Source organism: Nostoc sp. ATCC 53789, from assembly GCF_009873495.1.
Lineage (GTDB): Bacteria > Cyanobacteriota > Cyanobacteriia > Cyanobacteriales > Nostocaceae > Nostoc > Nostoc muscorum_A.
This window is the reverse complement of the sequence record NZ_CP046703.1, coordinates 1060500-1074162: the sequence shown is the minus strand read 5'-3', so window position 1 is coordinate 1074162 and position 13663 is coordinate 1060500. Positions and strand designations below refer to the sequence as shown.

Annotated in this window: 11 protein-coding genes; 4 read left to right on the top strand and 7 right to left on the bottom strand. The window is 41.1% G+C overall.

Annotated elements, in window-relative coordinates:
* Positions 1-17: 17 nt before the first annotated feature.
* The 7 genes from GJB62_RS04315 to GJB62_RS04285 form a co-directional block, all read right to left on the bottom strand.
* On the bottom strand, positions 18-1466 hold the full coding sequence (locus GJB62_RS04315) for an O-antigen ligase family protein (RefSeq protein ID WP_114085602.1): 1449 nt from the start codon (positions 1464-1466) through the stop codon (positions 18-20).
* Between the two features lie 2 nt (positions 1467-1468).
* A complete protein-coding gene (locus GJB62_RS04310) occupies positions 1469-3607 on the bottom strand; it encodes a polysaccharide biosynthesis tyrosine autokinase (RefSeq protein ID WP_114085601.1) in 2139 nt (712 codons plus the stop codon).
* A gap of 94 nt (positions 3608-3701) precedes the next feature.
* Positions 3702-4961, bottom strand: a complete 1260-nt coding sequence (locus GJB62_RS04305; protein WP_114085600.1) for a glycosyltransferase family 4 protein — start codon at positions 4959-4961, stop codon at positions 3702-3704.
* Positions 4962-4988: 27 nt separating this feature from the next.
* A complete protein-coding gene (locus tag GJB62_RS04300) occupies positions 4989-6194 on the bottom strand; it encodes a glycosyltransferase (protein WP_114085599.1) in 1206 nt (401 codons plus the stop codon).
* Positions 6195-6344: 150 nt separating this feature from the next.
* A complete protein-coding gene (locus GJB62_RS04295) occupies positions 6345-6995 on the bottom strand; it encodes a sugar transferase (RefSeq protein WP_245246091.1) in 651 nt (216 codons plus the stop codon).
* 203 nt (positions 6996-7198) lie between these two features.
* Positions 7199-8158, bottom strand: coding sequence for an NAD-dependent epimerase/dehydratase family protein (locus tag GJB62_RS04290; protein WP_114085597.1), 960 nt, complete (start codon positions 8156-8158; stop codon positions 7199-7201).
* Between the two features lie 1614 nt (positions 8159-9772).
* A complete protein-coding gene (locus GJB62_RS04285; RefSeq protein ID WP_114085621.1) occupies positions 9773-10228 on the bottom strand; it encodes a DNA/RNA non-specific endonuclease in 456 nt (151 codons plus the stop codon).
* 196 nt (positions 10229-10424) lie between these two features.
* On the opposite strand from GJB62_RS04285, the gene GJB62_RS04280 reads away from it, so the two are divergent.
* From GJB62_RS04280 to GJB62_RS04265, 4 genes are all read left to right on the top strand, one after another.
* Positions 10425-10940 carry a hypothetical protein gene (locus tag GJB62_RS04280; protein ID WP_114085594.1) on the top strand — a complete coding sequence of 172 codons (516 nt, stop codon included), beginning with the start codon at positions 10425-10427 and terminating at the stop codon, positions 10938-10940.
* 174 nt (positions 10941-11114) lie between these two features.
* Positions 11115-11465: a hypothetical protein gene (locus GJB62_RS37355; RefSeq protein WP_114085593.1), complete on the top strand. Its 351-nt coding sequence runs from the start codon at positions 11115-11117 to the stop codon at positions 11463-11465.
* 57 nt (positions 11466-11522) lie between these two features.
* Positions 11523-12200 carry a site-specific integrase gene (locus tag GJB62_RS37350; protein WP_245246090.1) on the top strand — a complete coding sequence of 226 codons (678 nt, stop codon included), beginning with the start codon at positions 11523-11525 and terminating at the stop codon, positions 12198-12200.
* A gap of 268 nt (positions 12201-12468) precedes the next feature.
* Positions 12469-13626 (top strand): IS630 family transposase, encoded by a 1158-nt coding sequence (locus GJB62_RS04265; RefSeq protein WP_114081617.1) that lies wholly within the window; start codon positions 12469-12471, stop codon positions 13624-13626.
* Positions 13627-13663 lie beyond the last annotated feature (37 nt).

The window sequence follows — 13663 nt, the reverse complement described above, 5'->3', positions numbered from 1 at the left end:
AGAGAATGATATTCTATTTATTTAAATGTCATATCCTCTCTAACTTGCTGTTCATTCCAATTCCAGCCAGCAACTGCTAGCAAAGTCCACCAGTAGAAGAATAAGGTAGTATGACTCCAAATATTCTCGGTAATCATTCCCACAGGTATGGATGTCAGCATAGCTAACAAAATAAAACACAAGTTGCGTTGTTTACTCCCATATGGTGTCTGCTGAATTAATAGCAAAAGATGTGTGAACTGAGCAGCAAACAACGCCAAAAAAGATACTAAACCAATGATTCCTCCTTCTACCAAAGCTCTGATGTAATCATTGTGGGGAAGAAAGTCATTTCCTGCTGCTGGCATAGTCAGCCCCAAACCATAACCAAAAATTGGACTATTTTTCCAAGCATTAAGTAGTAGATACCATTGAGAAAGCCGCCAATTAAAGCTATTTGAGTCTCCCTGTGATAACAGAATTGCTCGTGATATATCAATGTCTGGATTAAGTAATGGTGTTTGAGCAATGGAGGCTAGACGTTGTTGTCCAAACTCTGTACTAGCAAAAAATACGATGACCAATCCCAAAAACAACACTCCACTAATTAGCTTTACTAAGTTCAATTTAGGAGTAATTAAAACTAAAACAAAAACCGCAATCATCATTAAGCTAAACAGGGTCTTGGTACTGATCAGAAAAAAACAAAGTAAGCCCAATAACGTTAACCAAAACCAGCGTTGCTGTGTCCAGTTCAGCTTCCAGAACACAAGACTGATGAACAGTAACAAAAAAGTCGCAAAGGTATTTGCTGTACCAAAAGTACCTACAATGCGATCGTGGGCTTCAGATGGCAATGAGCCAATGTCAGCGCCTGCATTACCTGAAAACAAGGAAGCTGTGAGTGAAGGCACACATATCTGCAATAACCCGATGGCGATTGGTAAGAGGAGAGCTAAAAATAAGCTAGCAATCACTTTTTGGGGAGGGAGTCGATCCTTGAGCTGCATTACTAGTAAATAGACCATCACCCAAGAAAATAGACGTACCCACTCACGGATACTAGCTGGCAAATATGAAGCGTCTAGCCCCAATGCTCCTAAATGTAGAAGGATGAGCCATAAGCCTTGTAGCAAAACCCAGCCAGCTAAAAACCACCAAAATCTATCGGTGCGGACAATGTGACCCGTCAACAACAAGACTATTACATACAGCAAAGTCAGAGCATCTAGGCCAACAGCAAAGACCGCAGGTATCTGTATATCTGAGAAAACATCGAGTGAGCTACGCAATATCAACAATACCAATACTGCTTGCTCAAACTTGATAAAGAAGTAAAAAACTATCCCTACTGCAACTATAGCTAAACCCACTAACTTAGCACTGGTTCCTGCCAAGAATCCTGCAACTATACAAACCCCCACGCCTACCAACCCAAGCAATGTTGTCAAAGCCAGAGAGCAACTTGAACGTTGATTGGTTAACATCTTCAGACCTCATCGCTAGAAGTGTTGGACAATCCTAGAGCAGTCAAACGCCTGTTTGATTGGTATTTATTTACAGAATTCCGGTAATACTTTTCAAGCTCAGTAGCCATATCATTCACCACGCCCCCCAGTATGGGTATGCCATTTTCAGTTAATTCTGATACTGTCTTTTGCAAAACCTCTTTGTGAGTCCAGCCGGGACGAGTAACTAACATGATTCCGTGACTTTGCTGGGTCAATGTGGCAGCATCAATACTTGCACACAGAGGAGGGGTATCTATAATTACCAAATCAAAATGTGCTGTCACTTCTGCTATCAGAGATTTCATCGCCGTAGACTCTAGTAACTGAGGAGGACAATGGTGTAGTTCACCACAAGTTAAGACTGAAAGATTGTCAATTGTTGTTGGGCGTATCACGTCCAGTAGAGATTGATTATTTTCCAGCACTTCACTCATTCCTGGGGTTGCAGCTAAATTAAACAATTGATGTTGTACAGGTCTATGCAAGTCGGCATCAATAATCAATGTCCGGCGCGACAACATGGCAGAGACAGTAGCTAGATGTGAAACAACAATTGATTTGCCTTCGCCAGAGAGGGCGCTACTAACAACAATCAGCTGCAAGTTCTCACGACTACGAAATTCTAGAGTCTTAAGGAGCATTCGATACGGCTCAACCAAACCCACATCATTTAAGAAGCTTTTTGCTGAATCTAGCTTTAGGGTGTTAGCTTTGAGACGTGGCAATATTCCTAGCAATGGCAACTTGAGTAATTCCTCTGCTTGCGACGCATCCCTCAAGGTGTTGTCTAACACCTCCAATAACAGCACAACCCCAACGGCAAAAATCATACCGAAGAAAATAGCAATTACTAGCACTGCTGCCTGCTTGGGTGATGCGGGTGAATCGGGTACTGTCGCTTTAGCAATAATGCGGATATTGCTGACTATTTGAGCCTCTGCGATTCGTGCTTCTTCAAATTTGGTTTGTAGGAATTTGAGAGAATCTGCCGCTTCTTGTCGTTGGCGAACCAGACCATTGAGGGTTTTTTGTTTAATTGGTAGTTCTACCAAACTAGCCTGGAGTTTGACACGTTGAGCTTGGACAGTTTTGAGCTTATTTTCCAAAGCCGATCGCTCGATTCTTTGAGTAATGAGTTGAGATGTTAAGTTCTGGGAAAGCTGATCGTTAGCGACTTTTTCTGGAGCGATCGCCCTATTGTTGGGTGACACCAAAGCCAGTTTTTGTATATACAACTGACGTAGGTCATCCCGTCGTTCTATCAGGTTGAGTAAGGTAGGATGATTCTCTGTAAAACGCACACGAGCTTCAACTACCTGTGCCTCCAATTCCACCAATTTATCCCGTAATTTTTTCAGTTCTTCATTATCACCAGCACGCACTGCTGAATAAGCATTTTTGAGATTGCCAGCTTTGGTAATTCCCTCCAAGCTTCTAGTGCGAGACTGAATTTCTTGCAGTTCACCCATCAGAGTCCGTTCTTGATTTTCCAATGTTGCCAAACTGTCTACTAGAGTTCTCGTTTGGTCTTCAATGGAGACAATGCCACTTTTTTGTCGGTAGATACTTTCTGCTGCTTCAGCTCTTTTCAGCAGCGATCGCTGTTTGGGAACTTCCACTTCTAAAAATTGCCTTACAGAATGAGCTTCTGAACTAATTGCATCCGCACTTTCCTTGACCATTGTTTCTGAGATAGCATTCAGAACTTTGGCAGCTAAAATAGCATTTGGTGATCGGTAGCTCAGTTCCAGTATGTTTGTTGCTGGAATAATTTTGACTTTCAAATTCTCACTAAGTTTGGCGGTTGTTATTTTTTTTGGAGAGTCAATTTTAGCGATCGCTTTTTGCAGAACCTGTTGCGACTTGATTAATTCTGCTTGAGTAGCTAGTGGGTTAGAACCTCCTGGTGTAGTTAGAGGCACTTGGCTAAGCTCGCGACCTAATTGGGAAACGCTCACTTGTTTTTCGTCTAGTATTAGCCGCCCTGATGTTTCATACAATCGTGGAGTCACAGCCAAGTAAATAACTGACCCACCAATTACTGAAACAAATGTAGCTGTTGCAGGGAGACTACGCCGTTTCAAAACCTTCAGTAAAGATGAAATGTCTTTTCTCATTAGCTAGCTTTCTCCACCTCAAGTACTCTGTAAGAAACAACAGGCTGATGCCTCCTGGAATTAAAACTGATTTTTTTTATGCATATATCTAGATTTATTTTTCTGAGACTGTGATTTGCTCGGAAATTACAGCTTTTTTCCCAACAACTGCGCTTGAAGTTTGCTGGATTGAGTCAACTCCAGCTATTCTCATGGAATAAGGTTCGGATATCTTGATAGTTGCAGACGAGTTCAACAGTGTTCTATATAATTTCAAATTCTCAGCAGTAATCTGTTCCCAACTATAGTTGAGTTCTACATACTTTTGGGCATTACTAGCCATTATTGCTAATTCCTGGGGATGATTCACGGCCCAGTCCAGGCAACTAATACAAGAGTCTAGGTTTCCTGCTTGGAAGAGTATGCCACGCTGCTCATTTAACAACTGCTGATGGGGTGGAATATCACTTGCGATTACCGAGATCCCTTCCCGCATCGCCTCCAACATTGCTAAAGGTAGTCCCTCCACATCAGAAGGTAGGACAAATAATCCGGCTCCCCGAACAATCTCTGCTAAGCGTTCTCCTTGCAGTTCGCCTGCAAATACGATCTCTGGATTCTCGGCAACAGTATTTAATAGCTTGGAGACATAGGGCTTAGTATCGCTGATGCCACCAGCCAGAACAAGTTTCCATCCTGGTGGTTTGAGTTTACAGAAAGCTTCAATGAGTAAGTCCGGACGCTTTTCTGGTACAAGTCTGCCCAAAAATAGAATATAGCGTCCCTGCATTAATTTGAGAGAGGTGCCATAGGAAAAATTAGGGTCTGACTCAGCATAGTTAGCTGGAGCGTTAGGGATGTAGACTGTCTGCCTACCATAGGTTTGCAAAAAATAGGATTGCAAATCTTTTGAGACTACTATTAGTCCGTGGGCGAACCGCACTGCCGCCTTTTCTCCCGCAAGAATCAAGCGACTAGAAAAATTACCCCACTTGGCACGTTGCCAGTCTAACCCCTGACAGGTAACAACAATTTTTGCCTTCTTGGCGGTAAGTCTCGATAGGCAGGTAAATAGAGATGGACCAAGAGCATGAAAGTGAATAATATCATACTGAGTTCCAGAAGCAGCGATCGCTGCTATGGCAGAGCTAATAAAAGCGTCTATCCCTCTAAAATCGAAACTAGGCAAGGAGATGACTCGGACACCCTGAAAGCCATAATTATCAAACCAACGACAATCAGTGTATGAAGAGCGGGCGAATAAATCAACACTATGACCCTGCGCTACTATCCGGGGATATATTTCTGCACAATAATGTTCAATGCCTCCCTGTTTAGGTGGTAGACCTTTGGCACCAATTACAGCAATTTTCATGAATTTTTTCCCAAAAATTAGTTTTACTTACGAACTCACTGCTGAGAAGGTTTGCAATTCCCAGCGATTTAGCATTTCTCTGTAGATATCTTTAATCACAGTGCAGGCAGCATAGGGACGTGCAGTTTGCACACAAGAAACACTTGGATAATCTTCTGGATGTAGTAGTACTTGGCGTATACTCTCTGCTATGGATTCTGGAGTACGTTGAGAACAAACTACTCCACTATCATCCGTCAGTAATTTTGGGGTTTCACCAGTTCGAGTTGTGACTACTGGAGTCCCACTAGCAAGTGCTTCTAGAACTACCAATGGTAACCCTTCGTAGGCACTAGTAAGGACAAAGACATTGCAGATACGATGTAACTTTGATAGTTCTGTTTGATTCACTGCTCCCAGCATTGTCACTCGTTCAGTTAAACTGAGACGACCAATTTCAGCACGAATTTTCGTGGCTAAATCTCCATCTCCAGCTATGAGTAGATGAGTATGGGATTCATTTAAAGCCGCGAATGTACGTACTAACAAAAGTGGATCTTTGTCTGGATGCAAGCGACCAGCAAAAAGAATAAAACGTGTTTCGGGAACCAAGCCTAATCTCAAAGCTAGTTCGCGTCTTTTTGCTTCCCTTTCTTGATGACTCAACGGATAGAAAATTTCATTGTCAAATGAATTTTTGATGTAAGAAATGCGATCGCTCAAAGTAGGATAACGTTGGCTATAGAATTTAGCAGAGTTACTATTACACGATAAAATCTGGTTAAACTGACGAATTAACAAACTTTCCAAGGCAAAATATGCACCCGGAAATCTTCGCCACAGAATCGCTTTTTTTTGCATCTGTGCATTAATATCAGTGTGAATAAACAGGGTTTTCTCCCCCTGCCAATTCAATGCAGCTAAAGTTGGCTCCAACCTATGAAAATGCATAAAGTCTGAAGCAAAGCAATGCCCTAAAAGTGCATTCGTATACTTAACCGTGGTTGGTATCAGACCCCGAACATTATCATTTTCTAAAGTAAACAAAGGCATAAAACTAATTTCTCTACCAGAAAGTTCTGCTTCTTGCCACTTCAGATTTGGCTGACACCCATCATGTCCTGTTCCTACAAGCCGCAGATCAAATTCACTAGGTGCATACTTAATAAACAAGCTAACTAGTGTTTGAATGCCACCAATAGTAGTATGCCAAGGATTAAATTGGTAAAAAATCGTTAGGACAGGTTTATACATTTAGGGAAAGGATTCAGGAGGGGATAATTAATAGGAGTGATAGGAGTGATAAAAGCGTAAAACGTCACATTCATGAGCAAGGGCACATCAAAGGACAACAGCGATGAAGAGCTCCGCACACTTACTTGTACAAACTAGTAACTTCCGTTATTAACAAGCGCCGCTCTTATCTAACACAACTTTTAGGGTTTTTAGCATCAAATAAATATCGTAGGTAATAGACCATTTTCGTTGATAGTCTAGATCCATACTTACAATATCCTCAAAGTCTTTGATACTAGAACGTCCACTGGTTTGCCATTCGCCAGTAATACCTGGTTTGACATTTAACCTTTCCCAGTGATGGTTTGAGTAGCACATGACTTCATCGGGAGTCGGAGGGCGAGTGCCAACTAAACTCATTTCTCCTAGTAGTACATTCCAAAATTGGGGTAGTTCGTCTAAGCTAGTGCGACGCAGAAACTTACCTACACGAGTAATACGAGAGTCATTTTCACTTTTGAAAATATGATTACTTTTGGCTTCGTTGATGACTAGATGTTTAAATTGGTCAGATCCAACAATCATAGAGCGAAATTTCCATATCCGGAAATAGCGTCCGTTCAAACCACAGCGAATTTGACTGTAAAAGATGGGACCAGGGCTATCAAGTTGAGTAACTATAGCAACAGGAATCGCTACGATTGCTGTAATAATTAATCCTACTATAGCACCTAAGATATCAATCATCCGTTTTGCTTTGCTTCTTACAGAAGTATGAACTGGTAGCTTGGCAAAATGAGCAGTATAAACAATATTCATAACTGCTAGATCAATAGAGTTTAAAGTATGAAAATTAGACATGACTGCACGATTTAAGAGGCGGTGATAGTTTTGAAGACACTGTCATCGAATGTATTACATTAGTGGAACTAACTTAATTACAGAGAGAATAAAAGCTGTAAATTGATACACGTCTTTTTAACACTGTTTCTCAGTTCAATCAGCCTGACTCAGGAAATAGCTTAGGAATATAGAGATTTCGTCCAAATCCACTCTTTAGCTAATCCATCGATTAAAGAAGTTTGTGGTTTGTAGTTTAAAAGTTTTTGAGCTTTAGCTATGTCCGATAAAGTGTGACGCGCATCTCCCATTGATGTTTCAATGTGGTTGATATTAATATTACTTCCTATAATTTCTTCTATAGTACTGATAACCTCTAACAGACTGACTCTACTACCGCCACCAATATTGAAAACTTCACCAACAGCTTCGGGTATTTTAGCGGCTGCTATATTGGCTGTAACTATATCATTTATGAATGTGAAGTCTCGTGTTTGTTGACCATCTCCATATATAGTTAGCGGTTGTGATTCAAGTATTGATTTAAAAAATTTATGAAAAGCCATATCTGGACGTTGTCTAGGCCCATAAACTGAGAAGTAGCGTAAAGCAACAAAGGGTACACCAAAATTTTTATGATACAAACTACACAACTTCTCAGCAGCTAATTTTGTAATTCCATACGGAGAAATAGGCTGAGGGCAAATACTTTCATCAGTCGGTAGTTTTTTAGCATCACCGTATATACTGGAGGTTGAAGCAAATATGAATCTTTTTATGTGTTTAGCATCTTTGATGGCTTCTAATAAAATTTGGGTACTATTGATATTCTTTTCAACATAAGTTTGGAAGTTTTTTCCCCAACTAGCTCTTACACCCGCTTGTGCAGCTTGATGATAAACGAATTCAGCATCTTCTAGCAGTTTATGCCAGTCTAGGAGTTGAATATCTCCCTCAATTAATTCAAAATTAGGATTGTTATGTAAATGTGCAATGTTCTTGCGCTTTAAAGCAGGGTCGTAATAATTATTGAATTCATCAATACCAATTACTTGATGCCCTTCTGCTAATAAAGTGTCTACTAAGTGAGAACCAATAAAACCAGCTGCTCCTGTAACGATTATTTTTATAAGAGACACCATAAACTAATCTCCATAACAAAAGATAAGCTTCACTGCATACCCTACGGGAAGGCTTATACCAACACAATGACATTGTGTAATCAATTTGTTTTTCTACTTACTTAATGCATAAACTGGAAAGTAGCCATGAACTGGGCAATAGATAGCCTGTTTTTTGAACTTATCCCACTAGTCTAAAAATTCCTACTTCTTTTCGTAAAATGTGCTTGAAAACCTTGATTTTTCGTTTTTAGTTCTCAATAAACTTAAGTTTTGAAGCACAAATCTTATTAGTGGGATAGGTTCTTAGAACATTTTGGATTGCGATCACACTTTCTCTGAAATTCTACGGTTTAGAGGGACTGAGGTCAAAAAGACCATCAAAGCTCAACTCCTAAAAATTACTGCCAAAATATTCAATTAATTTTGTAAATTTTAACTGCTAGTTGATTACCAGTTGTGACTTACAGGAATTATAGTATCTGATGAGATACTCAAACGCAACTCATATGCAACATAAAAGTATCAGGGTTAGCGCAGGTAGGACGAACGCATCTAAATATTAAAGATCGATAATCAAGGTTTAATTCCCCAACATTACACCACACAAGGCTTTCAGAGAATTAGGTATGAAAGCGAATAACCTAGTGTGGCAAAACTTACTAGAGAAGAGTGGAAATCCTGTAATCTTGACCTTGTAGCGAAATAATGGTGCAAAAACTTGGTAAGAAAAAGTCTAAAACCAGAGGCAACATCGTTTGAAGTACTCGATTGTATTCAAAAAAAATGCCCTTCGTGCGGGGAAGCAATGTGGAATGAATACAATAATCCTCGACATATAAGAACATTAAATGGGGTAGTAGAACTACAACTAAAAATTCGTCGATGTCAAAATAAGTCATGTCTGCTGCAGGGCAAACGCATCTAAATATTGACGAGCCTGAATCAGGGTGAAATACACCAAGACTCAAACTACATAAGGCCTTGAGGAAATTAAATCTCACTCATTATAAAAATGATAATCATTACGAGGGGGAGTTAGAGGCAGCCGACGGCTGCCTGAGCTTTCACGGTCAGTTCTCCACTCTTCTAGCGTAGGTTTTCTCACAGTCTGATTCTCAATAGTTTTAGATTAATGACTAGGAATTATGAGAAGATCAGCACAAAGAAAAACTCAATTTATGCGATCGCCACCGGGAAGGACGGTTACACCATCGCCCTCCCGATCAAAGTGACTTTTACAGATGCTGTGAAAATGAGGACGGCTGGCCTTCATTGAACGTGGTATTCTCACATTTATCAGAAAGAAGAATTACGTTCTTATGTGTAAAACGTGGAATCAAAAATAAACAGTTTCTCGCGGCGATGGATAACAAATATTTACTAAGTATTTTAGCGTTAGCTTAAAATAGTACATCAAAACTTGAGTTGAATATTCTACATAAAAGTTTTATTTATTCTCTAAGTAAATATATTCTTATGTAGCTCATAATTGAATTATTTTAGTATTGACGATTAGTCATTTAGTTGAAGATAAGCTAATTCGCACTTTGAAAAATATTTGATTTATTTTATTTATTATTTCACCAATTTTTGCAATTATCTATGTCATTTTGGAATCTCCCTTAGTTTTTATTAGTAAATAAGATGCGTTTGCCCTGCTGCTGAGGGTGTAACATGACCTTTGTCATAACCTGAACCACTGTATATAGTTGGAGTTACCCGTAAAAAGTTTGTAGGTAAAGTGTTATCAGGTCTAAAATTATTTTGTCTGTCAGCAGTTCCCAGGCATGACTTGTTAAGCTGCCAAGCTACCCAGTTGGGAGTTCCTTTAGTATTGTTGTAGGAGAGCGCGTACTGGTTTTTTACCATTAGGTAATTATCAGGAGTATCCACCAGGGCGATCGCATTGCTGGGATTTCCCAAAAGCAGGTTAGCGCTGGTTGAGGGTTTAGTAGGTACAATCGGCGTTGCCTGCAATGGTTTTTCTATTGTTGATGTTGGCACCTGGCTTGGTGCTGGCGAACACCCCAATAGAGCAATTAGCCCAGTGGCAACAGCCAAAGCCTGAAAACGATTGATTAAACGCATAAATTTTAGAAAAAGATTGCAGATTAAATTAATCATCACCATTTTTGAGGCGATGTCCAGTTTTTGTCTACAAGAGCGTAGCTTGCCGCCGTAGGCATCGCGTTTCCTCTAAGAAAATGCTTGTGGGCGATGCCTAACGGCGGCAAGCTACGCTTTTCATCTATCATCAGTTCATTGCTATCAAAATTGATATCAAATAGCTGACGACAAGACCCCACCAAGCGAAATGATTCGCGTTCCTACTGCCCTAATTGGAGCAGTACGCCAACTATCCAAACTGCACAGAGAGGGACATACAATTGCCTTGCTGCAAGGCTTAGAAGAATTGCTCTCCAAGTTTGATAGCAATATTGATATCGATGTTGCCCCCAGCAGTAAATCGGTTTTGCAGATGGAGAAGAAGCTAGAAAGCAAGCTCGACGCAATGACCAAAAAGCTGGAACTCATCGAACGGGCTATTTCATCAAATAGATACAACAGTCAAGCTAGACCTCGAAAACAAGCGCACCCATACCAACAAACCCTAGTTGAACTGCAAGCATTGCCGGATGAAAATCTAGCACCGCGACTAGGTTTAAGTCCGTCGAGCCTCGCACCGGAACGAGAAAAACTCACTACCAAAGAATTTATCAGTTGGACTCGTAACCGCGACCCAAGGGGCATAGGTTGGGAATGGAATCCAAAAGATGGGCTTTACCATCCAGTGAAATAATTTCAAGTGCCTAAATGCTACAGCTTGAACACAAAAAACGGGGTGTTGCTTGACCACAAATAATGGAGCAAGCAGTTAAGCACATCCACGGCGTTGTCGTAGAATATAAAAGCTTCCTGAAACAGCACTTCCAGGAAGCTATATGTTTATCATCGCGTAATTCTTATTTCCTAGATGGATATTACTAATATTGAGGTGGCGCAGGTCGAAATTCTGCCTCCTACTCCCCAACCAAGTGTAATTAAAAACACGAAGGCTCAAGTAACTCCAGAATTAGTAGAAGAGATAATTCGCCAATATTATTACCGCACGCCTGCGGTGGGTAATGATGAGGAGTTAATTTTGGCTTGGGCTGGAAGTCAAAACCGCGAACAAACCAAGCGAAAATACTATCGATTTGGTCAAAAATTACTCGATTGGGTACGTAAATCAGGTATACCTGATTTAAGATTGCTACAGCAACCATTGTTACTAGAATTTATTGCTTCCTGGGGTGAGGTTTCCCCTTGTACTAAAAGTAACTGAGTGCTGATATTGCGATCGCTCTGGAGTTATGGGAGCGGGGAGAGTATTGGCTATTTTTTGCGGAATATTGCAAGTACTATAAATTACGATAATTTCAGTGATTTACGGAAGGCAGAGCGGTATCTAGAAGATTGGGAAATGGAGAAGTTAGCTGATGCTGCCAAGGTGTTAGGGGGGCAGTATTGGCTAGTTTTTAACTTGATTTTTTATAGTGGGATGCGGGTTGGCGAAGTGGGTCGCGTGACGGTTCCGGGTGATGAACGGGGTAAACCCAAGGAAGATTATCCGGGGTTGTATTGGCGCGATTTTAAATGGCAGTTTGACCCAACGCCGGAGGATAGACACCGGGGGTATTACACAATTAAGTTTTGGGGTAAGGGTGGGAAGTACCGGGAGATTGGCTTAGACCATCAGACTTCGCTCGTTTTCAAAAAGTACCGGGGGATGGCTAGTGATAAGATGCCGGTGTTTGCCAATATCTCACCTGACCCAGCAAAAAGGGGATTGCCGTTGAGCGATCGGGCAATTAAAAAGTTGATTCAGGATATATCTGAGGTGGCGAAGGTGAAGTTTTCGTGTCACTGGCTAAGGCATTCTCATGCAACGAGGGCGGTGGAGAGTAAACCGCTTTTTCAGGTGCAAGACCAGTTGGGACATAGCAAGAGCGATACTACCAAGGGGTATGTAAGAGTGAAGAAGGATGCGGGAACAGGTACAGTGCTGCCGAGATTTTGAGGAAATGTATCTCCATGCTAGACCAACTGATAGCAGCGCTTTGTATTTGCCAGATGATGATGAGTAGAGGGAGTGCGTAGCTTGCTCCACCAGACGATCGCCCAACGCTATATATTAAGTTATGCTGCAAATTTCAAATATTATCATCATCCCCGATAGCGAACTCATTCCTTAGTACAGCTTTGCTTAAATTCGTAGCGAATTGACAGGGGTAAATTGTTGACGGTAAGGTGAGGATACGTGGACTATCCCTCAAGCATTCGGTACTATGGCTGGTCGGCAAAAAACCTACAAGGTGCAGCTAACAGAAGAGGAAAAAGAACTGTTGCAGCAGCAAGCGAATGCCCGAAAAACAGGGCAAAGCAAAGGCAAACGAGCCAAAATAATACTTACAACTGCTGAAAATTCAGATTGGACAGATGCTCAAATTGCTCAAAATATCGGCTGTTCACAAGCCCTTGTTCGGAAATGGCGCAAACGTTGGTGTCAAACTCGTAGTCTAGAAGAAGCACCCCGTCCAGGTCGTCCTCGGATATTTGAAGCAATTATACGAGCAAAAGTTACTGCGTTCGCGCTTCGCGTTGCCGCAGGCATCGCTTGCAGCAACCCAACGGATTTTGATCTTCCCTTGGCGAGGTGGAGTTGTAGCGATATTGCAGCACATCTAGTCACGCTAGGCATTGTAGTATCCATAGCGACTTCAACAGTCTGGCGATGGCTAAAATCTGAGCGGATAAAACCTTGGCGGTTTCATACTTGGATGCATCGGATTGATGATAATTTTGTTGCAAAAGCAACCCCTGTACTTAAACTGTATGCTCAGGCAAAATTTTTGATTAAAGCTGGATTCTGGGTGGTATGTGTGGATGAAAAAACTTCCATCCAAGCACGATCCGGCTTACATCCAAATATTGGGGCAGGTGTCAAACAACCAGTTCACTTTGCAGCCAGATATGCCCGAAAAGGAGCAACACATCTTTTTGCGGCTTTGAGCGTTGCTGATGGTCTGATTTATGGTTGTTGTCGCCCAACAAAAACATTCCTTGATTTTCAAGGATTTCTTTTAGAAGTATTGATACCAGAAGCCATTCGTCGGGGTATGCGCCATATTTATTTAATCCTTGACAACGGCTCTACCCATGCCCCAAAACAATTACAGGCTTGGTTGAATCAGAAGCAAAAAGAAGACGGTTGGAATTTTACGGTGGAAGTGGTCTGGCTACCAAAATATGCTTCATGGTTAGATCAAATTGAAATTTGGTTCAGCATTTTACAACGTAAATTACTGACTCCAAATGATTTTCCTGACCTCAAGACCTTACAGCAACGTATAACTGATTTCATCGTCCGTCACAATGATTCAGCCCAACCAATCAAATGGTCATATACAGTAGCCCAGATGATGGAGAAATTCGCTACGAATTAATGCAAAGCTGTACTTAGCTGATGTCCGACTCAATCGA